The following is a 26,774-nucleotide window of genomic DNA, read 5'->3' as shown; positions in this document are numbered from 1 at the left end:
ATGACCGAAACAGATCAAATGCAGGCGCCCGCGATGCCGCAGGGCAAGCCCGTCGGCAAACAAGTGAAGGTCCGCGCTGCCCGTCCTGCGGTGTTCATCGCGAAGAAGGTACTTGCCCTGTTGGCCACGTTGTTCGTCGCGTCGCTGGCAGTGTTCTTTTCACGATTCCTGGTCCCCGGGGACCCGGCACGCTTCCTGCTCAGGGGTCGCAGTCCCAAACCCGAAGCCTTGGAAGAAATCACCCGGCAGTTCGGCCTGGACAAGCCCGCCTGGGAACAGTATCTGAACTGGCTCGGCGGCATCCTGCAGGGGGACTGGGGCCGTTCGCTGACCTACCGGCAGGACGTGTCGGACGTGCTGCTCGGACGGTTGCCCACCACCCTCCAGCTCGTGGCCCTGGCCGCGGTCTTCATCACCGTCCTGGGTTTGTTCGCCGGGATTGTCGCCAGCCTGAACGCGGGTTTCGGCGACCGCTTCATCCTGATCACCCTCACCGCTGCAGGCGCCGTGCCGCCATTCGTCGCAGCCATCGCCCTGGTAGCTCTCTTCTCGGTTGGGTTGGGGTGGTTCCCCTCCTTTGGAAGCGGCGACGGCGGATGGGACCGCATCTGGCATCTCACCCTCCCGGGGCTCGCGTTGGGCATCACCTACATTGCCATGGTGGCGAGGGTAACCCGCTCGTCTATGAACGAGCAACTGCTCCGCGACCACGTGGAAGTGGCAACCAGCCGCGGCCTTACCCGCGGATCTGTGGTGGCACGCCATGTCCTGCGCAACGCCTTGGGACCCATCCTCACCGTGAGCGCTGTCCTGGTGGCGGGCCTCCTGGTCTCAAGCGCCATCATCGAGCGGACGTTCGGCCTGTCCGGCATAGGGCAGCTCCTGGTGCAATCCATCGACAGGCTGGACTTCGCCGTCGTCCAGGCAATCGTCATGGTGGTGGTCGCGGCCTTCGTCCTGGTGAACACCGTCGTTGACCTCATCCAGCCCCTCATTGATCCGCGTATCGCGGCCGGAACGGAGTCCCGATGACTTTAGCCATCCAACTGCCGCAGGCAGGCCTTCGCCGTTACGGCAGCCTCCTGTCACCGTTGGTGTGGGGCGCGCTCGCCGTTGCCGCCGCCGTCGTACTCCTCTCACTGCTTGCCCCGGCGCTGGCGCCTTACGACCCGGACTATGTGGACCTAAACAATGTGCTTGCCGGCCCAAGCGGCCAACACCTGCTGGGAACAGACGCGCTGGGACGCGACCTCCTCAGCCGGCTCATGCATGGTGGACGGACCTCGCTGCTGGGACCCACCATCGTGGTGGTCGGGTCAACGGTTCTGGGCCTACTGCTGGGTCTGGTCGCCGGCTGGTCGGAAGGCTGGCTGGGCAAAATACTTGGCAGGCTCTTTGACCTGCTGTTCGCCTTCCCCGCGCTGCTGATGGCCATGCTCGCCATCGCCCTGTTCGGTAAGGGGCTTTGCGCTCCCATCCTGGCGATGACCATCGCCTACGTCCCGTATGTGGCCCGGCTGGTGCAGTCGCTGGTAGTGGCTGAGCGTGCACGGCCCTACGTCCAGGCGTACCGGGTGCTCGGATTCCGGACGCCGTGGGTGGTGCTGGGCAGGGTCCTTCCCAACCTCATTCCCACAGTTGGCGCTCAATCGACTTTGAATTTCGGCTACGTGCTGGCCGACCTCGCGGCGCTCTCGTTCATCGGGCTGGGGGTCCAGCCGCCTACCAGCGACTGGGGCGCCATGATCGAGGAGTCCCGCGGCGCCCTGCTGGGCGGCTATCTTCTCCCCGCCTTCTGGCCCGCCCTGGTAGTTGTGCTGGTGGTGGTGGCCGTGAATGTCATCGGCGAGGAACTTTCAGACCGCATCGGAGGAAAACTGTCATGAGCCAGCTTCTGCAGATTGAAGACTTTACCCTCGGCTTTCCGGACAGGCCGCCGCTGTTGGACAGCGTCTCACTGCATGTGAACGACGGGGAAGCGGTCGCCTTGGTGGGGGAGTCAGGCTCGGGTAAGTCCCTGACCACCCGTGCGGCGCTGGGGTTGTTTCCGGGCGGCTCGGAGTATTCCGGAACGGTGGCCGTGAATGGCCTCGATACACTGAAGGCCAGCAGACAGCGCCTGATGGAGCTGCGTCGTGCACACGCCTCCATGGTTTTCCAGGACCCCAGGGCAGGTATCAACCCCGTCCGGACTGTGGGGGACTTTCTGACGGAGACACTGCTGCGGTTTGATGGGCTGTCCCGCGCCGAGGCCACCGAACGCGCCGTGAAACAGCTTGAGCAAGTGGGCCTGCGGCGCGCCAAGGAACTGATGGATCAACACCCACACCAGCTCTCGGGCGGCATGCTGCAGCGCGTAATGATTGCTGCTGCGCTCCTGAACTCCCCGGAGCTGTTGCTCTGCGACGAGCCCACCACGGCACTCGATGTCACTACCGAGGCCGGGATCGTGCGGCTCCTGCGCGAGGAACAGCAGTCCCGGGGGATGGGCATGCTGTTCATTACCCATGACCTGAACCTGGCAGCCAGCCTGTGTGAACGCGTCTACGTGCTCAGGCGCGGCCAAGTGGTGGAGCACGGTCCTACGCAGATGGTGTTCCAGAGGCCGCAGGAGGACTACACGCGGCAGTTGGTGGAGGCGACCCCCGTCATCGAGTTGGGCGAGGTGCCCGGACCGAAGGCTGCCGCGTCACCTCTGCTCCAGGTATCCGGGGTATCCAAAACGTACCAACTGCCCCGCGGCGAAATCATCACCGCCTTGGACGGCGCCGGTTTCACTCTTCCGGAAGGCGGCTCCTTGGGAGTGGTGGGTGAATCGGGCTCAGGGAAATCCACGCTTGCCCGGCTAGTGGTGGCTTTGGAAACTCCCACGGAAGGCGAACTCAGCCTGAACGGAGTCCCCAGGCCGCGCCGGTCACTCAAGGCCTCCGAGCGCAAAGTCTTGGCCAAGGACGTGCAGATTGTTTTCCAGGATCCTTACCTATCCCTGGATCCGCGGATTCCGGTGGGCAACGCCGTGGCGGATGTGTTCCGCCTTCACCAGAGGCAAGGGCGCAAGGAAGCCAAAGCCAGTGCCGCCGAACTCCTGGGCAGGGTGGGAATCGGGTCTGAACGGCTCGACGCAAAGCCCCGCGCCCTCTCGGGTGGCCAGCGGCAGCGCGTTGCGTTGGCCAAGGCGCTCGCCGCCCGCCCCCGGCTCCTGGTTTTGGACGAGGCCACCAGTGCCTTGGACGTCTCGGTCCAGGCACAGGTTCTGGAACTCGTGGAGGAACTGCGGGACCAGTTCGGGCTGACCATTCTCTTCGTCACCCATGACCTGGCCGTCGTCTCGCGCCTGTGCTCCGAGCTCATTGTGATGCATCAGGGACGGATCGTGGAACAAGGCCCCACGGCCCGCGTCCTGGAAGACCCCGGCGACGACTACACCAAGAACCTCATCGGCTCACGTCCCCGGCCATTGTGGGACGCCGAACCGGTCACTGCCTGAGCAGTCCCGGCCATGAACATCACCCAAGCGTCGTTCGCAGGCAAAACGCACACACGAACGCGCCGAGAAACAGGAGAATTTCCCGTGAATACCACCGTTTTCGAACGGAACGTCCCGCAGGCCGCCGTCGTAGCTAATGCGCTGGAAGGTGCCGCCCACCGGCCCTTCTGGATCGATGACCTCGCGGACACCGCCACTCGATACCCACAACTCGACGGCGACGCTGCCGCCGACCTCGTGATTGTCGGCGGGGGCTACACCGGGCTCTGGACGGCACTCCGCGCCAAGGAACGCGACCCCGGCCGGACAGTGATCCTGCTTGAAGCCGAGCAGGTGGCTTGGGCGGCGTCAGGCCGCAACGGCGGCTTCTGCGAAGCGAGCCTGACCCACGGCCATGAGAACGGCAAGAACCGCTGGCCTGAGGAGCTGACGACCCTGGACCGGTTGGGCATGGAGAACCTAGGCCGCATGCAGGAGACCGTGGAGAAGTACGCCATGGACTGCGACTGGGAGCGCACCGGTCAGCTCGACGTTGCCGTCGAACCACATCAGGTTGCCTGGCTCCAGGAGGACGACAGCCTCGGGAGCGTCTATCTGGATCAGGATGCCATCCGCGCCGAGGTCAATTCGCCCACGTACTTGGCTGGCCGTTGGCATAAGGACTCCGTGGCCATGATCCACCCGTACAAACTCGGCCTTGAGCTCGCACGGGTGGCAACGGAGTTGGGTGTCCACATTTATGAGGGCACGCGCGCGCGTGACCTGAAGGACCACGAATACGGCGTCAGCATCGTTACGGAACGGGGCAACGTGGAAGCCGCCCATGTTGTCCTCGGCACCAACGTGTTTCCCTCATTGCTGAAGCGGAACCAGCTGATGACGGTGCCCGTGTACGACTACGCGCTCATGACCGAACCTCTCAGCGCGGAACAGTTGGCATCCATCGGGTGGGACAAACGGCAGGGGATCGGGGATGTTGCCAACCAGTTCCATTACTACCGGATCACTAAGGACCACAGGATTCTGTTCGGCGGCTACGATGCCCTCTACTTTTGGGGCCGGCGCGTGGACGAGCGGCACGAGTACCAGCCCGGCACCTGGGAGAAGATCGCTTCCCACTTCTTCACCACATTCCCGCAATTGGAAGGGTTGAAGTTCACGCACAAGTGGGCCGGACCCATCGATTCGAGCACGCAGTTCTGCGCCTTCTTCGGCACTGCGCGCAAGGGCAGGGTGGCGTACGCGGGGGTTTCACGGGTCTGGGAGTTGGCGCCACGGCGTTTGCGGCCGATGTGCTCCTGGACCTGCTGGCGGGCCTTGATACCGAGCGCACGAGGGTGGAGATGGTCAGGAAACGGCCGCTGCCCTTCCCACCCGAACCACTGGCGTCCCTGGGCATCAACCTGACGCGCTGGTCCATGGACCGGGCGGATCACAACCAGGGGAAGCGGAACCTCATCCTCAAAGCGCTCGACGCCGTGGGGTTGGGCTTCGACTCCTGACTCACCTCCCGCACCCTGCCCCAACTACGTGACAGCCGGCACCGAATCCGTCGGTTCCGTCCATGGTGGCCTCTTCCGGGTCAGTGTGAAGGATGTGCCAACCCTTAGCTTGGTACCCCTCGACGGTCCGGGCTTCGACTGCCTCCCGGGAGAAGGCCACGATCAACGGGTAGGCCGTGTCGATCCTGCCATTCCAGTCCCGCGAGAGCTCCACATACGCCTGGAGCCCCTCCGCGAGATGCCGAATTCCATCCGCTTCCAAATTCTCTACAAAGAGAAACTTCACGAGCTTGGAGACCGCCACGGGCTTTCTCCTACTTTTCTGTGAGGTTCTTTCTCTACGTTGTTTGAGTCCGAACGTCTGGGAACCAGCCCTTGGGGGCCTTCTTTGGTTCAAGGTGTTCGGGGTCCCGGTGCTTTTGCATGTCGCATTTGTAAAACGGGCCGCGGGGGTCCAGGAGCCCGCTCATGTGGGGGTCTGCGTGATCTCTCCACCAGACACTCATTCCCGTGGCTCCGTCCAGCCTGAGGTGTTCCCAGGCCCGCCACAGCGCTTCTACGCGGGAGACTGCTTCGGGGTGGAAGTACCACTCGATGCACCATTTAGCGGCGCGGCCGTCGACGTCGCGGACGTAGGTCGGCAGCAGTTGCTCGTGCAGGAACTCTTCGGCTGAGCCGTAGACCAGTTCAGGTGGCTTCTGATCTTCCGCCGGTCTTTCGATAGGTGTCTCTGCGTCGCCGGGAGCGGGAGCGGAAGCTGTGCTGAATAGTCCGATGTCAGTGGTCATCTCAGAACCTCCAACGTCGTGACCAGGGATTGGCCGCCGGCTCAGCTGCCACCCGTTCAGCCGGTACGGCCGGTTCTTCGGGCTGCGGGCTGTACTTCTTGATCGACGCCTCCACGGCGTCCTTGTGCGGGCCGGTGTACCAGGGCATTGTCCGGACCAGTGTGGCCGGCGCGCCCGAGGCGAGGACGACGGCGCGGCCGCGATCCAGTTCGGCGAGGTTGGAGACATCGAAGATGCGTTCCTTGCCCTCTTGGCGTGAGCGGCTGGAACCGGACTTGCCGGAGGAGACGGAGACGTTGGTGTAGCTGTAGTCCCCGATCAGGTCCGAGAGTGCGCGGAGGAATCCTTCTTCGGCGACGCCTCCGCCGTAGACCTTGACGTTGGCGGCGGACCAGATTTTTCGCATGTTCGCTTCTCCCCACAGTTCGACGCCCTGGGACCAGGACTGCAGGATGCCCATGACGATCAGGCCCTTGGAGCCGTAGTGGCTGAACTGATCCGGCAGGCCAGCCCAGCGGACGACGTTGGCCAACTCATCCAGGGCGAACAGTGCCGGTTTCGGCAGGCGGCCGCCGCTGCGCTCGGCCCGTTCTTCCATGGCCTCAGCGATTGCCACCGTCAACGCTGTCGTGAGCGGGGCAGCTGAGCCGGCCCCTTCCTTGGAGAGGATGTAGATCGTCTCTTGTGAAGCCGCGAAAGCGTGCGGGTTGAACTGCCGTCGGGAGTCCGTGGCCACACTCGCGCCACCGGTCGGGGCGACCCAGCGCAGCGTATTCCTGCTCTTGAGGCACTGAATCATCTTCTCGGCGGTGCCGAAGATACCGTCACGCTGCTTGTCGGCAAGCTTCAGCGTGGACTCCAGACCCTTGTACTGCAGCTCGTAGTCATGCTCTTTCAGGATTTCGATGGGTTCCTGGCTGACCTGCTCCGTCACCCACAAATACACCTGCGTGATGGGAAGCTCCCCCAGCGCGGCCGCGAGGAAGTACGAGGAGAGAATGTCTTCGGCTTTGGGGTCGAAGTAGGCATCGGGCTTGGACCCCGGGACCCGTGAACCAACCGAGAAGTGCTGGGTGAGCTTGTACGCCTTCTCTTCGTCGGTGACGTAAGAGAGCGGGTTCCACCACCAGTCCGGTTCTTCCTGGGCGATCTTCTGCGGATCGAACACCCACACCGGGGCGGTGGCCTCGCGGACGCCGCGGGTGCCGTCCACCACGTCACGCTTGTTCGAGGTCGAGACGACGGCACCCGGTGCGTCCAGGATCGCGGGCATGACCCGTGAGGTCGACTTACCGGTACGGGGACCCCAAATATCGAGGCTGAGGTCTTCCCAGGACTGAATGAACGTCTGGCTCGTGGAGACAACCTTGCCGACGACGATGCCCGGCGTGCCTGTTACTCCCAGCCGATCCGCCGTCGCTTTCGCGCCCTTCTCGGAGAACGCGGCCAAGGACTTCCCACGGCCCAGGTACCGGGCGGCCTTATCGACGCGGGCACGCTTGGATGCGCCCTTCCTCCAGGCCACGAACACGACGACGGCCAGAACCAGGACCACGCAGGCCATGAGGGCGGCCGCAACGGTGGACTGAACGGGCCACGGCACGCGGCCCTTGACCAGCCCGGCGATCAGATCAATCGGATGTTTGGGGGGTGAGTCGATGCCGGCCATCCAGGATCCCAGGTGGGCGGCCGCGTAGGTCCCGCCGCCGAAGACGACGATGAAGCCGATGCCCATCCAGACCAGCAGGGCATCCCCGAGTCCCATTCCTTTACGGTTCGGTGCGCTCACAGCGTGCCTCCTTGAAGGGGTAGGTCAGGGGTCATTGGCTCGAGGAGGGTTTCCGGGGTTATCTCTATTCGCTCAGGTTCGTTGGCCTGATCTGCGGCTGGGATTCGCGTTTGAGCAGGTGATGTCGGTTCGGATCCCCTGGGGGCCCGAATCGACGAATCGTCGACGAGAGTGACGGTTTGGGCGTAATGTCGACGCATGCTCGCTCCTTCTGAAGTCGGTGGCTGATGGTGCTGGTGGCTTCGCCGGGTGGCGGCGCCATGGATCCGACGGTCTGGAGTGTGCAGGCTGTCGAGGACTTCGAGCAGGAGGCGAGAGTGACCGAACCGAACACATTCATCTGGAACGAACTGGTGACGCCCGACCAAGCAGCTGTCGGGCCGTTTTACAGCGCGCTCTTCGGCTGGGAGAGGCACGAGGTCGACGCCGGACCGCTCGGCACCTACACACTGTTCCGCCAGGGAGGCAAGGACGTCGCCGGGATGATGAACCCGACGGCACGAGACTATGCTGGATCGCCTCCGCCACGATGGATCGGCTACATCGCCGTTGCGGATGCCGCCGCCACCGCCGCCAAGGTCCCGGAACTTGGTGGCAAGGTCCTGGAGGAGCCCCACGACGTCCCAGGCGTCGGTCGGATCGGTATGTTCACCGACCCCACCGGAGGGCTCGTCTATGTAATGCAACCCGAAGAAGGCGAGACATAGCGTCTGCTCCTCGCCCTGAACGCTCAGTCCCAACTCGCGAGCACTGAGCGCCCGAACACAGCGCTCGACGCCGAGCAGGTTCCGCGAACCTGAGCATCGATGGCGGTTGCCAGCCCGATGGGCACTCACGTTCCGGCGGAAAGCGTGAAAGTTCATGCGAACTTCCCACTGTTTTCACGCCACTTCCCCTCGGTGTCGTTGACTCCATCCGGGCCTTGCTCCAAAGATGTCAGTCCCACCAGAACCGGGATCCCGGGCCGGCCGCCAACCTTAATCAGGAACTTCCCCCGTCCGGGAGGTTCGACGTCGAGCCCGCGGGAGTCCCAGGCGGGCGGGTCCTGCCAGGAGATCAGCTTCTGCTGCTCCTGCCGGGACAACGGAATGGCCGAGGTCAGCAACGGCATTTCCGAAGCCGGGAGGCCACCGCAGATCACCATGCCGGAGCGTTCAACGAATCCGCGGGCCTTCATCCGGTCCTCTTCCGCCGGCAGCGCCAGCAGGTCGGACATGGTGTGGGAAATCATGATCTGCCCGACGCCGACGGAGCGGTTCAAGCGGGTCAGGGCGTCCACCCGGTCCACCATGCCTTTACCGGCACGCAGTGCCCGCCACAGCTCATCCAAGACCACGAAGTAGTTCCGGCGCGGTTCCAGACCGGCGTCCGCGAGGGCGTTGGCGACGTTGACGGTCCCGAAGCCGTAGGACCAGCACGCGAGCAAAATTGCAGCTTGGAGGTCGGTTTCGGTTTCGTCGATGCTGGAGACATCGAAGACCACGGCGCGGTCGCGCATCATGGGGTTGGTGGTGTGCCGGGAGAAGATTTCTCCGAGCTTCCCGCCTCCGGTCAGGCCGAGCAGGGTTGCTTCCAGTGCGCGGGTTTCCTGCAGGTAGACGGCCATATCGCCGCGGTCCAGTGCAACCTGCCGCAGCTCATCGGGTGCGGAGATGATCACGTCCAGAAGGTCTTTGAGGACCGGGACACCGTCGAACCGGTCGTCGAGGACCCGCAGGGCACGGTCCAGGATTGTCTGTTCCTGATCGGTGGGCGGGTTGTTCCGGCTGATGGTGATCAGGGAGACAACCATGGTCAGGCGCCGGCCGTGCGCGTCGGCGCGGACCCGGGCGGCGTCCTCATGGTGGCCGCTGTCTTCGAGCAGCTGCGCTGCTTCGACGGCCTGGCCGGGATCGAGGATGTTCAGGTAGCCGACGCCGCGGCCGAGCCTGATGACCTGTCCGCCGAGTGCCTGGACCGCTTTGACGTGCTCGCCTTTCAGGTCCCCCAGGATCAGGGGGTGGACGCCCTGGGCGGAGAGGCCGATGAACATGCGGCGCACCACGGTGGACTTTCCCAGACCCGGTTTGCCCAGGATGAACGCGGACGGGTTGGAAATGAGCCGTGCGCGTTGGAACCAGCTGATCGGGTCGCAGCAGACCGTGGCCTGGGTTTCCTCATGGCGTCCGAGCGGGACGCCGATCATGGGCGAGGACGCGCCGGAGGAAAACGGCCACAGCCCGCAGACCTGGACTGTGGTTCCGCGGTATTCCGTCACGGACGGGACGAGGGCTGCCATGCCGCCGCCACGTCCGGTCCAGCCGCGGGCAGCCGGCCCGGGCTGGCGGGGCTCCTTCTCCGTCTTCTTCTTCGGCGCGGCCTTGACCGGTGCTCCAGCAGCCGTGGCGGGGCGGGTGAAGAGTTTCATGCGGGCCATTACAGGGCGTCCTTGATTTCGGAGGGCAGCAGGATGTGCTTGGGCAGGACCAGCCCTAGCGGCAGGGACGCGGCGAACGCGGTGTCCTGGGAACCGTAGGCCCGGCGCAGCAACACCCGGGCGGTACCTGAGGTCTGTTCCACGGCGGCCACGGCATCGGGGAGGCGTTCCTTGTCGGTCACGGTGGCTGTGACGACCATGCCGAAGTTCACCAGCCCGGCGCCCTGGGCTTCCTCCTGCGCGGTCTGCACAGCGGAGCGGGCATCGACCAGGGCACGGGCGGACGGGCGGTTCCCGGAGGTGATGCGGACGTTGGCGTTGTTCTGGTCCCGCTCGACCACGGCTGCGGCCCGGGCCGAATCCATCGGACGGTACAGCAGCGAGATCCGTTTACGGTCAATGTCCCCGTGCGGGGCCAGCAGCCGGGACAGGACCGAGGAGTTCACCGAACCGCGCGGGGCGCCGGTCATGGTCCATGAAACTGAGAAGGCACTGTCGTGCCGGTAGTCATCCCAGCTGGCCTGCGTCGCGGACGGGCCGACCTCGCCCCAGGTCAGGGACACCGGGGATCCGGCGGCGTGCGCTTCGTCAATGATCAGGGCAGCGGGCGGATCGTAGGCGATCCGGACGACCTCGCAGAGTTCCTGAGCGGACATCGGACGGGCGATCCCGGCACCGGTGGACTGCAGCCGGGCCGACAGCCCGGGGATCCGGGACGCGAGGTCCCGGGCCACGTCTTCAGGTGTGCGCTTCTTCGATCCGGCCCGCAGGGAGGCGTTGAAGGACAGGGATACCCAGGCCCGGACCGTGGCCGAACCTTCCGGGTACGTGTCGACGACCTCGCTGAGCACGTTCCGGGCAAACTCCGGGGCGTTCGGATCAATGTTCATCATGACCTCATTGCGGAGCCGGTAGCCGGAATCCGGTGCGGTCTCGACCGTTACGGCGGCGGCGTCCAGGCCGGCCTCATCGCCGAGGCCGGCGAGCCAGCCGCCCCAGTTCGCCACCCACGCATCGACCTGCTCCGGGTCCACCAGGGACGCACCGTCGGGTTCGGTGGAGAAAATCACGGTGTAGTGGCTGGTGGAAGGCACATGCAGCAGCGCGAACGGGCGCTTGTAGGAGTCGGTGAATTCGTACAGGGCCCAGTACTCCTGAGCGTGTCCCCAGGGGCAATCTAAATGGGGCCGGGGGCCGGCTCCGGGAACGTAGAGTCGCCGGCGTGAAGGATCTGTTTGAGGATGAGGAGAACGACGTCGAGGTCGAGCGCGAATTTGAGACCCGTGATCTGCTTGCCGCGGTTGATGTCTTCGATGAGATGCGCACGCACCTGAACGACATGGGTATCGCCAGGCCGCCGATGCGCGGTGAGCTCCTTGACCTGCATCAACTAGCGATGGAGGCTTATCCGAATGGTTCCAAGGAAGACCTCGTCAAGCTCTACGAAGACGTAGAAGACCTCGAAAGCGCGGCTTTTGAGCTGATGGAACAGGCCGAAAAGCTCCATCAGCTCCTAGAATCCCTCATGGCCACCGAACCTGAAGACCTCCGCGACTACTGAACGGACCGGTTCAGCAGCGTGTCATACACTTCAACATCCGGGGTAGGCCTGTGATCTGGTGGCAGCGAAGCAATAACCGCCTACACGCGATCACGGCAGCTGTTCCCTGGGAACCCGGCCTGCGTGTACGTTCTGCCTTGAGATAATGGCCACCGTGCCGGCGGATGCTCAATCAGTCGGTACGGTGGCCACTATTCCAAGGATAGGACCTGTATCCCCTGGTCCCGCGCGCGGGTAAGCCCTCGTGGAGGCGCCCGCGGTTAGAGTTCGCTGATGTGTCGGAGCTGGTTGTGGCCAAAGCCCTCCGGTCTGGCCGTTGGCTTGCCGGTTTGGGGGTTGTAGTTTCCGTACAGCCGTTGGCGCTAAGGATGTTCCGGTATGGGTTTGGTGGTTTGGATGTTGCGATAGATGGTCATGGGGGTGACGGCGCAGGAGGCTGCGATTTCGGCCATGGTGAATTGTCGGGCGTCGTACATGCGCTGGGCTTTGTTGATGAGCTCTGGGGTCATTTTGGGTTTGCGTCCGCCTTTGCGTCCTCTGGTCCGGGCTGCGATGAGTCCGGCCTGGGTGCGTTCGCGGATGAGGGCGGCTTCGTATTCGGCCATGAGGGCTGAGCTGCCACAGAGATCTCGGACAGCGGGCCCTCCTAAAATGGGGGTCTACCGAAAGTAGAGATCAGCATGACCGCATCACGCAAGCGATTTACCCAGGAGTTCAAGGACGAGCTGTGCCGCGAGGTGATCAACACGTCCAAGCCGATCAAGGACGTGGCCACCGCGTACGGTGTCGGCCCCGAAACGCTCCGCAACTGGCTGGTCAAGTACCGGGCGGCCAACGGCGGCACGGAGGTGGATCTGACGGTGTCGGAACGGGCCCGGCTGAAGGAGCTCGAGCGTGAAGTTCAAGAGCTGCGGGCGGAGACTGCCTTCCTGAAAAAAGCCAGCGCTTACTTCGCGCGGGAGCAGCGGTAGTGAGCAAGTACGAATTCATCGATTCCCAAAAAGCTCAGCCCGCCAATCTCAATTCGGTCGTGAAAATGTGCCGCTGGTTGGCCGTCTCGACGTCCGGTTTCTATCACTGGGCCACACGCCCGCAATCGGCCACCGCGGCCCGCCGCCAGGGCCTGACCGCGCGGATCCAGCACTTCTTCGAGGAGTCCGAGGGCACCTACGGCTACCGGCGCATCCATGCCGACCTCGCCGCGGAACAGACCGAGTGCTCACCCGAGCTGGTGCGGCAGATCATGCGCTGCCAGGGCCTGGTGGCCTGTCAGCCACGGCCGTTCCGCATCACCACCGAGGCTGATGCTGAGGCTGCCGCGGGCATGCCCGATCTCGTCAAGCGGGACTTCACCGCCGACCGCCCCGGGGTGAAGTTCGTCGGCGACATCACCTACATCCACACCTGGCAAGGATTCGTCTACCTCGCCACCGTCATCGACTGCTACTCAAAGAAAGTCGTCGGCTGGTCCATCGCCGATCACATGCGCACCGAGCTCGTCGCCGACGCGCTCAAGAACGCCGCCGCCACAACCCGGATCGAGCCTGACGCGATCTGGCACTCCGACCGGGGCAGCGTCTACACCTCGACCGAGTTCAGGGCCCTGGTGGCCAGCCTCGGTATGCGCTCCTCGATGGGACGCACCGGCGTGTGCTGGGACAACAGCATGGCCGAATCGTTCTTCTCAGCCCTGAAAAACGAGCGTGTGTACCGGACCGTTTATGCGACAAAATCACAAGCCCGGAGCGACGTCATTCGCTACATCGAGGGGTTTTACAACAGCCGGCGCCGTCACTCCGCGCTCGGTTACCGGCGGCCCAACGAAGTCCACTATGGTTATCAACAGCCAGCCTTGGCAGCGTAGAAGAATCCACTAATTCCGCTGTCCGAAATCCCCGCAGCAGCTCAGGCGAACATGCCGAAGACGAGTTTGCCGTGTGCGGTAGTGGTGTCCACGATCCCGTTGGTCAGTGATTGGACGCCGATGCCGCGTTCGTCGAGGGTGGTGACGATGTCGATGAGGTTGCGCAGGTTTCGTCCGAGTCTGTCGATTTTCCAGACAACCAGGGTGTCGCCGGGGCGCAAGTCATCCAGACACAGTGCCCACTGTGGCCGGTCAGCTTTGGTGCCGGTCGCTGTGTCTTTGTAGATCTTCAGGCAGCCTTCGGCGTTGAGTGCATCGAGCTGCAGCTGCGGGTCCTGGTCGGTGGTGCTGACCCGGGCGTACCCGATTTTGTGTCCCATGCCTGCCAATCTAACAAAATCCATGAATCCCGGCCTGTTTCGTTGTCTAGATTTCGTTGCGGGTTTTGTGAGTCTGCAACCCCTAGTAGTACTTAGTTAGGTCGGCGTGGCGGCTCTTAATCCCTGACCGATCCTGTTGGGGTCGCTTGTGGATTCGTCAAATATCCGACGGCAGGTTCAAGCGGTCATCGCAACAGCGAGGGTCTTTAGTCTCTCATTCGGGGTGGCGTAGTTGTAACGTTTCCGATATTGCCTAGAAGGCTAGGCGAAACGCTTTTCTGGGCCTGCCCGTTACTTCCGCCATGTCTGCCGGTTGGCCGTCGCCGGTTCTGTACTGGGGGCGGTCTCACTGTGCAGGAGCCGCTTCGCAGTCAGACCGCTGTGGGCAAATGGCACGGATTGCCAGCCCAGGCCCGACGACCGGAACCGTACAGCGCCTCCACCTGGCACTCCCTTCCAGAAATTCAAGATCGGCCAGTAGTCCTACTGCTGCGCCGCTTGCGAGATGAAATGCTCGCCCCGCGGATAGGATTGGTCAGAATTCTGGCTTAATATGAAACAGTTATTTCCGCCTGACGAATCACGAGGTCAAAAATGCAGGTTGTGGTTAGGGCACTAAGCGTGTTGAAGCTGTTGGCCAGATCCCCTAAGGGGCTCACACTCGGCGAGATCAGCGAGCGGCTGCAGCTTCCCGTTGCGAGTGCACACAGGACCGCTGCCGTCCTGGAAGAGGAGCGGTTCATCACTCGCTCAAGCTCCAACCGGCGGTATTTCCTTGGCCCGGCCGCACGGGAGTTGGCGCAGGCCGACTTTCCCCGGGAGTCACCGCTCGTCACCGCACACCAGGCCGTGGCGGAGGCCAGCCGGCGGTCAGGTGAAACAGTCTTCCTGTCTGAGTTTGCCGGCGACAAGGTCGTGTGTCTGGCTCTGTCCGAGTCGTCGTTTCCGCTGCGGCTGTTCGTCCGCGTGGGGCAGACAATGCCTTTGCATGCAGCAGCGGCAGCCCGGGCGCTGCTGGCATGGCAGCCTGCCGAGAAGGTCAGAAAACTGCTTGCAGACGCCCAGCTGACCGCCTACACACCCGAAACGCCCCACACCGTCAACGCGGTGCTGGATCACTTGGCAGGTGTCCGGGAAGCGGGATATGACGTGTGCGAATCCGAGTTGGATGAAAACGTCTGGGCCGTCGCGGCACCCATCCGCTCCTCTACGGAAGAGGTGGTCGCATCCATCACTTTGGCGGCCCCATCCCAGCGCATGGCTGATGAAGAGGCGCGCCGCAAAGCCACTGACATTATCCTTGCGGCAGCTCATGAGATGTCTGCTGACCTGGGATGGGTTCCCCAAGCCAGCTAACTCCCGCCGTGCCGAGCAGGAGGAAGGCTTCACGGCCGCCCTCCTCCTCGAAATAACGGGAGTAATCGGTACCACCTACCCGGCGCTTTCTATGCGCTGTGGTTCACACGGCCGCAGTCACGGCCGGTGTCACGCGGGGGTCGAGCGGGCTTGGCACGATGTAATCCGTGCTGAGCTGATCGCCGACGAGATCCGCGATGGCCACGGCGGCGGTGACTTTCATTCTGGCAGTGATTCTTTGCGCCCCGGCGTCAAGGGCTCCCCGGAATACGCCAGGGAAAGCCAGTACATTGTTGATCTGGTTCGGATAGTCACTCCGACCCGTCGCGACGATGCTGGCCTACCGGGCCGCAGCCTCAGGGTCTACTTCAGGTGTTGGATTCGACAAAGCGAAAATGATCGAATCCGGAGCCCTCAAGGTCAGGTTTCTTTCATCCAGAGTCGCGGAAGACACGCCGATAAAGACATCGGCGCCAAACAGCGCATCCTCCACCGAGCCGCTCAGCCGGCGCGGATTCGTCCGACGCAGGAGTTCCTCCTTTACGGCCCCTAGGTCACTCCTGCCGGGGCCGATAAGCCCCTTGGAGCCACGGACTGCTGCCTCTGTCAGGATCCGGGCACAGGTGACTCCGACAGCCGGCACCGTAAATGACGATCTTGATGGATTGCAGCGACCGACCCGTGAGCTTTGCTGCGTTGGTAAGAGCAGCCAGGACGACCACGGCCGTCCTGTGCTGATCGTCATGCATCACAGGGCATTCAAGCGCCTCGATCAGTTTGGCCTCCAGCTCGAAGGGTCGCGGGGCCGAAATGTCCTCGAGGTTGATTGCTCCGAAACTGGGGCGCAGGCGTACAAGTGTCTCCACGATTTCGTCGACGTCGGTCGTGTCCATGACCAGCGGTATGGCATTCAGGGCCCGGACGCTTTGAAAAGCGCGGCCTTGCACTGCATAACAGGCAAGGAGGCGCCCGGACCGATGCCGCCGAGCCCCCAGAACGGCACGCGGACCCAGCCATGCTGAACACGCACACCTGGGCGGGCCGCCTCGTGGCGGTCGTCAGCAAAGGGGGGTGTAATGCCAGGCTGACCTCGGCAACCCCGGATGTGTAGGCCGTCGAGAGATCCCTCGTGGTGGCCAGAGGAACCGTCCCAACCACTGCCAGTTTCCCCCCTTCGTGTGCCTTGAGTATTTCGTCGGTGTTGATAAGTGCTGTTGTCTGAGGATCTACGGTCATGGGTGCTTCCTTATAGTGCATCTGGGCGCGACCAGGAAGTCGGCCACCCGTTTCTCCACAGTGAAAGCAGCAGTTCCGAACCTGCACACCGTACCGAAAGGAATATTCCAAATTTCCGTGCCACGAAAATTAAGGGTCCACTATGCGGAAGTCAATGACGCGGCCCTCGCGCAGGAACAGGGCTAAAGGCTGGGATGCGAGGGGTCATTCGCGAGCTTCTGTAGCCGATTAGACACAAAATTTACTTTGACTGCGATGCTCGATCATTTCCAAAAGATGCGCATCATTCGGGACAAATATTCCGTGGCGCGGAGCGAAATCAGGCGACCTGGCTACTAGACGGAAAACGCACCCACTTTGCCACGCATGATCCGTTCCGCCACTGGCAACCGGGCCGTTGACAAGGCTGTGTGATGTGGCTCATGCTGTAGGAATATTCACTACACGGATGAAGGATGTTCGCCAAATGGAAAACGGAGTCGTGGTTGACAAGGCACCCGAGCGATGGGAGCCCGATGACGTTTCCGCTCGTGTCGACCTCACAGTCGCCTTGGGCGAGCTCAGCCTGGCAAACCCGGTAATGCCAGCATCAGGTTGCTTCGGACCGGAGCTGGCTCCGCTGTTGCCGCTGGAGAATCTCGGAGCTGTCGTGACGAAGACGGTCTTCGCAGTGGAGCGGGCCGGGAACCCGGCCCACCGGCTGACGGAAACAGCGTTCGGCATGCTGAACAGCGTCGGCATTCCCAGCCCGGGAAGTGAAGGCTTCCGCAACGGCTTGCTGCGTCAGTACCAGGAGAGCGGAACCCACGTTGTCGTCAGCATCGGAGGACTCTTCACACAGGAGTACTACACGATTGCCGAGGATCTGGCCGACGAGGATATTGCCGCCTTCGAGGTCAACGTCTCGTGTCCCAACCTTGAACACGGTGGCCTTCCGATTGGAACGTCGCCGCAACGCGTGGCTGAGGTTGTCGAGGGCATCCGGCGCTTCACGAACCGTCCACTCTTCGTCAAACTGACACCTACGGTAAGTTCCATCGGCGAAATCGCCAAAGCAGCAGAAGACGCCGGGGCGACCGCCTTAACCGTCTCCAACAGCTTCTCCGGCCTGGCCGTAAACATCTACAAACGAACGAGCGTCCTCGGCAGCGGCGCCGGCGGCTACACGGGTCCGGCAGTGAAGCCGCTCGCCCTCAAGCTCGTCCGCGACGCGGCCCAGGCCGTCAAGATCCCCATCATAGGCTGCGGCGGCATCACCACCGCAGAAGACGTGGCCGAATTCATGATCGCCGGCGCCACCGCCGTCCAGATCGGAACCGCCACATTCACCCGGCCCACAGCAATGAGTGAAATCATCGCCGATCTCACACCACTCTGCCACCGCCTCAACGTGTCCAAAATTTCCGAACTCATCGGAACCCTGGACACCCCGATCCCCTCCCGGAGCCTCTCATGAGCAACAACACCCACGGTCCGTCCACGACCGAAGCCACACCAGGGCCTGAAGCGACGCAAGACGCCAAAATGGACAGTTACGGCCGCAAGGCTGTCTTCGCCTCCGCCATCGGCTACGGCCTGGACGGGTTCGACCTGCTGATTCTCAGCTTCGCCCTCTCCGGCATTATTGCCACGTTCCACATCACCGACACCGAAGCGGGCGCCCTGACCACCCTGACACTTCTAGGTGCCGTCCTGGGCGGAATTGTCTTCGGCATCCTCAGCGACCGCTTCGGCCGTGTCAAGATGCTGACCTACTCCGTGATCCTTTTCGCGGTCTTCACCGGGCTTTCCTCTCTTGCCATGGGCTTCACCGACCTCGCCATCTACCGCTTCATTGCCGGCATAGGCATCGGCGGCGAATTCGGCATCGGCATGACGCTGGCGGCAGAGGCCGTTCCGGCTCGAATGCGGGCCCGGGCCACATCCTGGGTGGCCATCGGATTCCAGTGCGGCGTCCTCGCAGCAGCCCTGTTGTCGGCTCCCATCATCACCGCATTCGGCTGGCGCGGCCTGTTCGTCGTCGGTGCCTTCCCGGCCGTCGTCGCTGTGATCATCCGCAAGCGGCTGCACGAATCGCCGAAATTCCTTGAGAAAGCCGCAAACGTTGACCACGGGGCCCCGAAGGTCCGCGGAAACTCTCTCCGGCTGCTGGTAGGCAACAAAAAGGCCGTCCGTGTCAGCATTGCCCTGGTCATCCTGACCTCGGTGCAGAACTTCGGATACTTCGGCATCATGACCTGGCTGCCCCGCTACCTGAGCACCCAGTTTCACCTCAGCCTGACGAATTCGTCGATCTGGACCGCAGTCACTGTGGTCGGCATGATGACCGGCATCATCGTCTTTGGTCAGCTCGCCGACAGGATCGGACGCCGCAAGACGTTCTGGATCTTCCAGATCGGCGCCGCCGTCTCCGTTCTGGCCTACAGCCAGATCACCGATCCAGGCATCCTGCTGGCTGGCGGTTTCATCATGGGCGCGTTCGCCAACGGAATGCTCGGCGGCTACGGAGCCCTCATGGCCGAGCTGTACCCGACCGAAGCCCGCGCCACTGCCCAGAACGTACTGTTCAACATCGGCCGCGGCGTCGGTGGATTCGCGCCGATCGTCATCGCCGTCATCGCGGCGGAGCACGGATTCGCGTTCGCCCTTGCATTGCTGCCGGCCATCTACCTCCTTGCATTCCTCACGATGTTCATCGTGCCGGAACGCAAGGGCGCCGAACTCGACTAGACCCAATGCCTCGGAAGGACACCCCCGTGACCACGCTTTCCGCCACCACGCCGCCGAGCATCATCCAGGATCCAGCACAACAACGCGAGGACCTGGCCGCTGATCTCCGGGCGCTGACGCCGCCCGACGCTGCCTCCCCCGACGCCTCCGCTGCCCTTAACCGACCCTCAGTCCTTCGCCGGATCGCCGCCGCACTCGCCCCGCGCGTGCCGGCCGGCACTGACCGACTTGTAGCACGCTCAGGCCGGGACACCGCTCTGGCCACGGCGATCTCACTTCACACCGGGATCCCGTTTGCTCTCGTGGATCTTCCCTCCGGCGTAGTTATCGGCGAACTTCATCCCTCGGATCGGTCGGTGCTGCTCGGCTACCGCCCGGATTCCGATGAGAACCTGGCCCTGGAGGTCCTTGCGGCGGCCGGGGTGCGGCCGAAACTCGTCCTGTCCGTTCTGGGCTCCGATCACGACAGCGCCGGTACATCCTTGACGCGGCACGCGCTTTTCAGCTTGGCTGAACTCTCCACCGCCAACAAGGAGAGCCACCATGTCTGACAACACCGCCCGTTTGCTGGAAATCGCCCGCCGCTACGCCAGCGCCGAAGAAGCCCTGCACATCACCTCCCTGCAAAGCCCGGCCGTCGCCGAAGCGCTGGGCCGTGGCCTGGCCGCGTCCCTGACATCGGCTGCCCCGGACACCGTCGTTGTCTGGGATCAGGTCGAATCCGCGGTCCTGGGCCATGTGGTGGCCAGGGAGCTGCACGCCGACCTGGTCTACGCCTTCTCGGTCGAAGGATCGCTCGGTATTTCCGGCACCCTCGCGCCGGGTTCCCGGGCCGTTGCGGTCAGTTACGACTGGACCGAACTGCACGGGCTCGATGCCCTCGTCCGATTCACCCAGTCCCAGGGGGCCGTCGTCGCCGGCATCGGTTCAGTGGTCGCAGCACCCGGGCCGGAAGCACGCCTCGGCATCGACACCTACACCCTGGCGGGAAGCGAACCCGGCGGGCCGGAATCATCAAAGGAACAAACCCATGCACACGACAACGGCTGAGCAAACCGCCGCCCTGCCGGGCCGGAGCGCGGACCGCGTCCGCATCCTGATTGAACGCTTCGCAGCCCTGACCGAGCCCGGCAAAGGGCCAGGCATAACCCGCCTGGCCTACAGCCCGCTGGAGCGCAGCGCCCATGCTGAGTTCACAGCGTACATGGAAGAGCTCGGACTGCAGGTCAGCACGGACGCGGCCGGGAACACCATCGCCGAACTGCCAGGATCGGACCCCCGTCTACCTGCCCTCGGCACGGGATCGCACCTGGACAGTGTCCCCAACGGCGGGGCCTTCGACGGAATCGCAGGTGTCGTGGCGGCCATGGAAGTCGCACGGACGCTCGTGGGACAGCCGATACCGACCAGGCACACCATCCGGTTCGTGGCCTTTGCCGCCGAAGAAGGAGCCCGATTCGGTCAGGCCTGCACAGGGAGCCGCATCGTGGCCGGCCTCACCGGGCCCAAAGATCTTCCGGGCCTGATGGATGGGGATGGCGTCAGCGTCGCGGACGCCATGAGAGCCATCAATATTGATCCCCAAGGGATTTCAGATGCCGTCTGGGACGAAAATGACTGGGCCGGATTCATCGAGCTTCACATCGAACAGGGAAGCGTTCTGACAGACGCCGGCCTGCCCGTGGGAGTCGTCGACCTGATTTCCGGGAGTACCCGTATCCGCATCGACATCACAGGCCGGGCGTCCCACACCGGTGGCACGCCGATGCACCTCCGGGCCGATGCCCTGGCAGCGTCGGCTCAGATTGTCCTGGCAGCTGAAGGACTCGCCAAGGACTCCCGGCACCACGGCACCCGCATCACCGTGGGCAAACTTGACGTCCACCCCGGCTCCATCACGACCATTCCGGGACACTGCCAGCTCCACGTCGACGTCCGGGATGTCGATAATGACCGACAGCGGTTCTCCACCAGCGAGCTCATCGCCGCTGCCCATGAAATCGCCGCCCACCGGGGCGTCGGTATCTCCGTCGAAGTCTTGGCTGATGCCTCGCCCGTCGTCCTGCCGGTGACAATTCGCAACGCCATCACAGCATCAGCAGCCAGCCTCGGACTGGAGTACAGGGTCATGCCTTCCGGGGCCAGCCATGATACCCAGATGATCAACCATGTGTGTCCCGGCGGGATGATCTTCGTGCCCAGCCGCAACCATGGCGTCAGCCATTCCCCCGACGAACTCACTGATTTCGAGGACCTGGCCGTCGGCATCGAACTGTTGACCGCCAGTCTCGTGCACCTCGATGCCTCGTCCCCCAGCACCAGTGACAACTAGGAGAACTGCAATGTCCACCCCTTCCGACGCACCGACAGCGACCGTGCGTGACAGCGACAGCCAGGACCATTGGGAACTGAGTAAACTTCCGCGCAACGCCCGCCCCAAAGCCACAGCAGGCCAGTACCGCATTCTGGACCACCGTCCCATCGGGGACAGGTACATGGCACTGACCCTCGATGCTCCGGTCATCGCCCACACGGCCCAGCCCGGCCAGTTTGTCATGCTCACCGCAGCGCGGCGCGGTGAAAAGACTCCGGCTCTGCCACGTCCGATGGCAATCTACTCTACAGACGTCACCGCCGGAACCATCCAAGTGCTGTACGGGGTGGTCGGCTCGGGAACCAAACGCCTGCAGTCCTTCGAAATCGCCGAGGAAATGTTTGTCGTCGGCCCGCTCGGCCGAAGCTTCGAAATCGAAGAGGGCACCCGCAGAGTGCTGCTCATCGGCCGGGGCATCGGCACCTGCTCTCTCACAACCGTCGCCCAAGCCAACGCCGACAACGGGATTGAAACCATCGCCGTGACAAGTGCACGCGAACCATCCGCACTCATCGGCGCGGACCACTACCGCAGCCACGGAGCCAAAGTCTACGAAGTCACCGACCAGACTGGCGACAGCACACCCGAAGCCCTGTTCGCCACTCTCACCACCGACTGGGACAGCAACCCGCCCGAACTCATCATGACCTGCGGCTCCGACCGGCTCACCAGAGTCAGCGAGGACCTGGCCGTCCGCTGGGGATCCCGGGTACAAGTCTCGGTCGAAGCACACATGGCCTGCGGCCTCGGATACTGCCACGGATGCGCCTCCGGTGCCCGGAGCGAAGGCGACGAAAGCCCCCTGATCTGCAACGACGGCCCCGTGTTCTCATGGGAACCTGTGTCCGCCGCGGTTTGCACGCCATGACCGCAACTGCGTTGCAGTGGACAACCGGGGAAACACTGGAACAGGTGGTGCTGACCGGTGTACTTCCCTACGGCGGTCCACCGACCGACGCCCTCATCAGAGACGGCCGGTTCGCATCCTTCATGCCCGCAGGACATCCGTCCCCCGCAGATGCGCGGGTGATCGACACCACGGACCTGATCATGCTGCCGGGACTCGTTGACCTGCACACCCATCTGCGCGAACCAGGCGGTGAGGAATCAGAAACCATCGAAACCGGCACGCTGTCCGCGGCAGCCGGGGGCTATACCGATGTGTTTGCCATGGCCAACACGGATCCGGTCACGGACACCGCAGACAGGGTGACGCACATCCTGGCGCTAGCCGAACGCCATGGCCATTGCCGCGTCCATCCGGTCGGAGCCATCACCAAAGGCCTGCAGGGCAAGGAAGCGGCGCCATATGCCGAGATGGCAGCCGCAGGGGCGCGGATGTTTTCCGACGACGGCAAGTGCGTCAACGATGCGGCGCTCACCCGTCAGGCACTTCTGGAGGCCGCTCGGCTGGGCCGTGTCGTGGCCCAGCATGCCCAGAGCGGGGATCTCGCCGGGCACGGCCAGATCAATGCCGGGCCCGCAGCGGAAGCCACCGGCCTTCCGCCATGGCCGGGTGTTGCAGAGGAAACCATCATCGCCAGGGACGCCATTCTGGCTGCCGAAACCGGTGCGAGACTGCACGTGTGCCACATCTCGACCCGACGGTCAGTGGAGATCATCCGCTGGGCCAAATCGCAGGGATGGCCTGTTACCGCCGAGGTAACGCCTCACCACCTCCTGCTCACGGACGAACTGTCCGCGCTGACTGACACCCGGTACAAGGTCAACCCGCCTCTGCGGTCAGCCGACGACGTCCACGCCCTCAGGGCAGCACTTCTGGATGGCACCATCGACGCCGTCGCCACCGACCATGCCCCGCACACGGACCAGAGCAAGGCACGCTCCTGGTGCGACGCGCCTTTCGGTATGACCGGTCTGGAAACCGCGCTGACTGTCGTGGCCGCGGTCATGGCAGAAGCGCAGGCCTTGGACTGGAAGCGCGTGGCTGAGCTGATGTCGGCCGCACCGGCACGGATCGGCGGCATCAGTGACTTCGCAGGACGCCCGCTCTCCGCAGGCGAACCTGCAACATTTACCCTCATCGACACCTCCACCGGTTGGACCGTCACAAGTGCCGACAGGTACTCCAAGTCAGCCAACAACCCTTTCCATGGGAGGGAGTTCCGCAACCGAGTTGTGGCGACCTCCCTCAAAGGCCGACTCATCCACTCCCGCAACGACGCACAGCGAGCAAAACCATGACTGAAACGACATCCCCCATCACCGCCAGCCGCATCGAACACGACCTCCTGGGAAACTTCGAAATTCCCGCAAGTGCCTACTACGGGGTCCACGCCGCGCGTGCGGCGGACAACTTTCCCATCAGCGGCACCTTGTTGAGATCCCACCCGATCTTCATATCAGCACTGGCAGCCGTGAAACAGGCCGCGGCACTGGCCAACCGGGATCTGGGACTGATTAGCGCAGACAAGGCCGACGCAATCGTCAAAGCCTGCCAAGACGTCCGTGCCGGGCAGCTTCACGACCAGTTCATCGTCGACATGATCCAGGGCGGAGCTGGCACGTCCACGAATATGAACGCCAACGAGGTGATAGCCAACAGGGCGCTCGAGCACCTCGGGCACGAACGCGGACAATACACGCATCTTCACCCGCTACAGGACGTCAATCTCGGTCAGAGCACCAACGACGTCTATCCCACGGCCCTCAAACTCGCCCTCGATGACCACCTCCGCAACCTTTTGGACAGTCTCGCCCACCTTCGGCGCACCTTTGAAACCAAAGCCATGGAATTTGACGACGTGATCAAAATGGGCCGGACCCAGCTCCAGGACGCCGTACCGATGACCCTGGGGCAGGAATTCTCCGCCTTCGCCGTCACCCTCGAAGAAGACGAGACCAGGCTCCGCGAAGGACGGCTTTTGCTGCATGAGCTGAACCTCGGTGGCACCGCCATCGGCACAGAACTCAATGCCCACCCGGCATACCGCATTCGAGCCATCGAGACGCTGCGCCAAATCACAGGCGTGGAAACGCTCGTGTCTGCGGCAAATTTGGTCGAAGCAACCTCCGATGTCGGAGTGTTCGTCCAGCTCTCCGGCATCCTCAAGCGCGTGGCCGTGAAACTCTCCAAAACCTGCAACGACCTCAGACTTCTCTCTTCGGGCCCACGTGCCGGGTTCAACGAGATCAATCTCCCCGCCAGGCAGGCCGGCTCCAGCATCATGCCAGGCAAAGTCAATCCGGTCATTCCGGAAGCCGTGAACCAGGTGGCCTTCGAAGTCATCGGCAACGACGTCACCATCACCTTGGCTGCCGAAGGCGGTCAACTTCAGCTGAACGCATTCGAACCAATCATCGCCCGCTCCCTCTTTAACAGCCTTGATCACCTCACCGCAGCCAGCACAATTCTGGCAGACAAATGCGTGACAGGAATAACCGCCAACAGGGAACTCCTCCGAACACGCGTTGCCGAGTCAATCGGACTCATCACCGCGCTGAGTCCCGCGATCGGTTACGAAAACGCGACCCTTATTGCGCAAGAAGCCCTGTTGACAGGGCAGGGAGTCTCCGACCTCGTCCTCTCAAGAGGACTGCTCACGCAGCAGCAGATAGACGGCCTGCTCTTGAAGATCTTCCAACGAACCACCACAGAATCACCGCTGGCCGCGGGGGCCTGAATACCGGCCATGAAACGTGCCCTGAGCCGGGTCGACAACCGGGACCTAAGCGCAGTGGAGTTCAGCGAGAAGGACCCCCGCTGGCGAGCTTCACTCCGTCGAAACCTGTCCTGCGTTGCATGCGGCGCTCCGGCATTCTTCAGAGCCGCGGCAGAAAGGCGCAGGCCCACGTTCGCGGCGAGCCACCACAAACACTGCGTGCTGGTCGCTCCGCCTTGGAGCGCCTTCCGATACCTCCAGTAGGCAAGCTCCACCCCGGTATGAGTCTTCCGCATGGTCGGCTAGTAGATCCTGTCGATTTGAATGCTTGCCCTTGTCCACGCGGCGCTCTGGATTGTATAGCGGCGCATTGGGCTGTATATACGCTGCTGCGCTCTCTGAGTTGATGCTTCCATCCCCGTTGCTAACGATCCGAGGGTACGGGAAAGTGCACCGACCAACGCTGAAGTACCGGCAATTTCCGGCACCAAATAACGCAGGGAGCAATGAGTGTATGCAACAACGTGAAGACATTCACGGGCCCCGGCTCGTATCGATTCATGCTGACCACCATCTTCGATTCACAGTTCCGGGGCGTGCAGTGACTAACCGCGTTCACCGGTTTTAGAGAGAGGATGAAAATGACCGAGATAATCTCGCAGTTTCGTGTGCTAACAAGGACCCAGATGGAGCAACAACTTAACGTAGCGGTCCTGTTTGCCCAATACAGAGCGGTTCACGGCCGGCATCGCGGGATCCTCGTAACCCGGCACGGGTACAGCGACTTCACCGTCGCGCTGAGCCCCGACGTGCCCTATGGAAGTACCCGCGAGCAGTACGCCGAAGAGCGAATCGATTCTAAGCAAGACGAACAGAAAACGGTTTGAAACTAATTGACCATTGACCGCGCTGTGGTGCCCGCAGGTTCGCATGTTGGCCGACGGCCGCACCAGCCGCAGCAGGTTCGATCACCAGGATGTCGTCCTCCTCCAACTCATTCAGCGCCGTCTCGGACGGGCCGGGTGGCATGCGCACCCTCGGCTCCGTTGTCGGTGTACAGGGCATACAGGCGCGGATCCAGCAGATCCGTCAATTGCCGGTCCGCCTGCACTCAGGTCCACACGGGGTCGCTTCAGAAAACGGAAAAAATCGTATGCTAAGGCCGCGTCGAGGGCAGGTAACTACTGGTCCGCAGCTTGTCGATGGAAGCTGGCCAAAGTCCGTCCGTTTGGGGAACGCTGAACGGACATTATCTCGGGCGGGCGTGACGGGCTGGTGGCCTGGGGCGCATGCGTACGGCTAGCGTGTCGTCTATGCGAATACCAGTAAGACCGTTCGGCTCGGTGGGATGCGGTGGGAACCACTCATGGCTGATCTGATTCTCCTGAACGGCCCGCCGGGAATCGGTAAGTCAACTCTGGCGAGGATGTTCGTCGATCGCCACCCGGGCACATTGAATCTGGACATCGATCAAGTGCGCTGCCTGATTGGTGGGTGGCAAGAGGACTTCCAGGGAACCGGAGAGATAGTCCGCCCCGTCGCGGCCAGCATGGCCGCTCCGGCCCTTCCGACACCCGGACAAGGACCGGGAGAGCTGAACGAAGCGCATTGCGCTGAACGCAACCCGTCCCGTAGGCGGAACCTCTACCGGGATGGTTCTGGCGGAAC

The 26,774-nt window shown here is 63.1% G+C and carries 23 protein-coding genes and 2 pseudogenes; 17 read left to right on the top strand and 8 right to left on the bottom strand.

Annotated features, from left to right (window positions below; all coding sequences use genetic code 11):
* From FCN77_RS20505 to FCN77_RS20490, 4 genes and pseudogenes are all read left to right on the top strand, one after another.
* A complete protein-coding gene (locus tag FCN77_RS20505) occupies nucleotides 1-1,032 on the top strand; it encodes an ABC transporter permease (protein WP_137323742.1) in 1,032 nt (343 codons plus the stop codon).
* The gene (locus tag FCN77_RS20500) at nucleotides 1,029-1,886 is read left to right on the top strand and encodes an ABC transporter permease (protein ID WP_137323741.1); all 858 of its coding nucleotides are present in this window, start codon (nucleotides 1,029-1,031) and stop codon (nucleotides 1,884-1,886) included. Before FCN77_RS20505 ends, FCN77_RS20500 begins: the two co-directional genes overlap by 4 nt.
* On the top strand, nucleotides 1,883-3,487 hold the full coding sequence (locus FCN77_RS20495) for an ABC transporter ATP-binding protein (protein ID WP_137323740.1): 1,605 nt from the start codon (nucleotides 1,883-1,885) through the stop codon (nucleotides 3,485-3,487). The genes FCN77_RS20500 and FCN77_RS20495 overlap by 4 nt, the downstream gene beginning before the upstream one ends.
* 84 nt (nucleotides 3,488-3,571) lie before the next feature.
* A pseudogene (locus tag FCN77_RS20490) lies at nucleotides 3,572-4,989 on the top strand (NAD(P)/FAD-dependent oxidoreductase).
* A 1-nt stretch (nucleotide 4,990) separates the two neighbouring features.
* Here FCN77_RS20490 and FCN77_RS20485 read toward each other — a convergent pair.
* The 3 genes from FCN77_RS20485 to FCN77_RS20475 are packed head-to-tail and all read right to left on the bottom strand — an operon-like array spanning nucleotide 4,991 to nucleotide 7,566.
* On the bottom strand, nucleotides 4,991-5,293 hold the full coding sequence (locus tag FCN77_RS20485; protein WP_217496171.1) for a YqcI/YcgG family protein: 303 nt from the start codon (nucleotides 5,291-5,293) through the stop codon (nucleotides 4,991-4,993).
* 34 nt (nucleotides 5,294-5,327) lie between these two features.
* Complete coding sequence (locus FCN77_RS20480; protein WP_137323738.1) at nucleotides 5,328-5,777, bottom strand: DUF4913 domain-containing protein; 450 nt, start codon at nucleotides 5,775-5,777, stop codon at nucleotides 5,328-5,330.
* 1 nt (nucleotide 5,778) lies between these two features.
* A complete protein-coding gene (locus FCN77_RS20475; protein ID WP_137323737.1) occupies nucleotides 5,779-7,566 on the bottom strand; it encodes a type IV secretory system conjugative DNA transfer family protein in 1,788 nt (595 codons plus the stop codon).
* A gap of 236 nt (nucleotides 7,567-7,802) precedes the next feature.
* On the opposite strand from FCN77_RS20475, the gene FCN77_RS20465 reads away from it, so the two are divergent.
* A complete protein-coding gene (locus tag FCN77_RS20465; RefSeq protein WP_217496170.1) occupies nucleotides 7,803-8,273 on the top strand; it encodes a VOC family protein in 471 nt (156 codons plus the stop codon).
* Between the two features lie 152 nt (nucleotides 8,274-8,425).
* Here FCN77_RS20465 and FCN77_RS20460 read toward each other — a convergent pair whose 3' ends face one another.
* Together FCN77_RS20460 and FCN77_RS20455 are read right to left on the bottom strand one after the other, a co-directional pair.
* Entirely contained in the window at nucleotides 8,426-9,982 is a 1,557-nt protein-coding gene (locus tag FCN77_RS20460) for an ATP/GTP-binding protein (protein ID WP_137323734.1), read from the bottom strand.
* Entirely contained in the window at nucleotides 9,982-11,076 is a 1,095-nt protein-coding gene (locus FCN77_RS20455) for an SCO6880 family protein (protein ID WP_254678658.1), read from the bottom strand. Before FCN77_RS20455 ends, FCN77_RS20460 begins: the two co-directional genes overlap by 1 nt.
* 128 nt (nucleotides 11,077-11,204) lie before the next feature.
* Between FCN77_RS20455 and FCN77_RS20450 the strand changes: the two genes are divergently transcribed.
* Nucleotides 11,205-11,543 (top strand): hypothetical protein, encoded by a 339-nt coding sequence (locus FCN77_RS20450; RefSeq protein ID WP_137323733.1) that lies wholly within the window; start codon nucleotides 11,205-11,207, stop codon nucleotides 11,541-11,543.
* Nucleotides 11,544-11,905: 362 nt separating this feature from the next.
* Here FCN77_RS20450 and FCN77_RS20445 read toward each other — a convergent pair whose 3' ends face one another.
* On the bottom strand, nucleotides 11,906-12,148 hold the full coding sequence (locus FCN77_RS20445) for a helix-turn-helix domain-containing protein (RefSeq protein WP_217496169.1): 243 nt from the start codon (nucleotides 12,146-12,148) through the stop codon (nucleotides 11,906-11,908).
* 75 nt (nucleotides 12,149-12,223) lie between these two features.
* Between FCN77_RS20445 and FCN77_RS20440 the strand changes: the two genes are divergently transcribed.
* A protein-coding gene (locus tag FCN77_RS20440; protein WP_137323732.1) for an IS3 family transposase occupies nucleotides 12,224-13,407 on the top strand; the annotation gives its coding sequence in 2 pieces (ribosomal slippage) (nucleotides 12,224-12,485 and nucleotides 12,485-13,407; 1,185 coding nt in all).
* 41 nt (nucleotides 13,408-13,448) lie between these two features.
* On the opposite strand, the gene FCN77_RS20435 is transcribed toward FCN77_RS20440, so the two are convergent.
* Complete coding sequence (locus FCN77_RS20435) at nucleotides 13,449-13,787, bottom strand: recombinase family protein (protein ID WP_137323731.1); 339 nt, start codon at nucleotides 13,785-13,787, stop codon at nucleotides 13,449-13,451.
* Nucleotides 13,788-14,408: 621 nt separating this feature from the next.
* Here FCN77_RS20435 and FCN77_RS20430 point away from each other — a divergent pair.
* Nucleotides 14,409-15,143 (top strand): IclR family transcriptional regulator, encoded by a 735-nt coding sequence (locus FCN77_RS20430; protein ID WP_254678657.1) that lies wholly within the window; start codon nucleotides 14,409-14,411, stop codon nucleotides 15,141-15,143.
* 103 nt (nucleotides 15,144-15,246) lie between these two features.
* Here FCN77_RS20430 and FCN77_RS20425 read toward each other — a convergent pair.
* A pseudogene (locus FCN77_RS20425) lies at nucleotides 15,247-16,379 on the bottom strand (NADP-dependent malic enzyme).
* Between the two features lie 466 nt (nucleotides 16,380-16,845).
* Here FCN77_RS20425 and FCN77_RS20420 point away from each other — a divergent pair.
* The 9 genes from FCN77_RS20420 (at nucleotide 16,846) to FCN77_RS20380 (ending at nucleotide 25,993) form a co-directional block, all read left to right on the top strand.
* Nucleotides 16,846-17,835: a dihydroorotate dehydrogenase gene (locus FCN77_RS20420; RefSeq protein WP_137323729.1), complete on the top strand. Its 990-nt coding sequence runs from the start codon at nucleotides 16,846-16,848 to the stop codon at nucleotides 17,833-17,835.
* Entirely contained in the window at nucleotides 17,832-19,109 is a 1,278-nt protein-coding gene (locus FCN77_RS20415) for an MFS transporter (RefSeq protein WP_137323728.1), read from the top strand. The genes FCN77_RS20420 and FCN77_RS20415 overlap by 4 nt, the downstream gene beginning before the upstream one ends.
* A 26-nt stretch (nucleotides 19,110-19,135) precedes the next feature.
* Nucleotides 19,136-19,660, top strand: a complete 525-nt coding sequence (locus FCN77_RS20410) for a hypothetical protein (RefSeq protein ID WP_137323727.1) — start codon at nucleotides 19,136-19,138, stop codon at nucleotides 19,658-19,660.
* Nucleotides 19,653-20,159: a hypothetical protein gene (locus FCN77_RS20405; RefSeq protein WP_137323726.1), complete on the top strand. Its 507-nt coding sequence runs from the start codon at nucleotides 19,653-19,655 to the stop codon at nucleotides 20,157-20,159. The genes FCN77_RS20410 and FCN77_RS20405 overlap by 8 nt, the downstream gene beginning before the upstream one ends.
* On the top strand, nucleotides 20,140-21,441 hold the full coding sequence (locus FCN77_RS20400) for a Zn-dependent hydrolase (RefSeq protein ID WP_137323725.1): 1,302 nt from the start codon (nucleotides 20,140-20,142) through the stop codon (nucleotides 21,439-21,441). The genes FCN77_RS20405 and FCN77_RS20400 overlap by 20 nt, the downstream gene beginning before the upstream one ends.
* Nucleotides 21,442-21,451: 10 nt before the next feature.
* On the top strand, nucleotides 21,452-22,351 hold the full coding sequence (locus FCN77_RS20395) for a dihydroorotate oxidase electron transfer subunit (RefSeq protein WP_137323724.1): 900 nt from the start codon (nucleotides 21,452-21,454) through the stop codon (nucleotides 22,349-22,351).
* Entirely contained in the window at nucleotides 22,348-23,688 is a 1,341-nt protein-coding gene (locus FCN77_RS20390; protein ID WP_137323723.1) for a dihydroorotase, read from the top strand. The genes FCN77_RS20395 and FCN77_RS20390 overlap by 4 nt, the downstream gene beginning before the upstream one ends.
* Complete coding sequence (locus FCN77_RS20385) at nucleotides 23,685-25,127, top strand: aspartate ammonia-lyase (RefSeq protein ID WP_137323722.1); 1,443 nt, start codon at nucleotides 23,685-23,687, stop codon at nucleotides 25,125-25,127. The genes FCN77_RS20390 and FCN77_RS20385 overlap by 4 nt, the downstream gene beginning before the upstream one ends.
* Before the next feature lie 620 nt (nucleotides 25,128-25,747).
* Nucleotides 25,748-25,993 carry a hypothetical protein gene (locus tag FCN77_RS20380; RefSeq protein WP_175417340.1) on the top strand — a complete coding sequence of 82 codons (246 nt, stop codon included), beginning with the start codon at nucleotides 25,748-25,750 and terminating at the stop codon, nucleotides 25,991-25,993.
* The last annotated feature ends 781 nt before the right edge of the window (nucleotides 25,994-26,774 follow it).

The organism is Arthrobacter sp. 24S4-2 (assembly GCF_005280255.1).
Lineage (GTDB): Bacteria > Actinomycetota > Actinomycetes > Actinomycetales > Micrococcaceae > Arthrobacter.
Note: the sequence above shows the minus strand (reverse complement) of the source record. Positions and strands in the feature narration are given on the sequence as shown.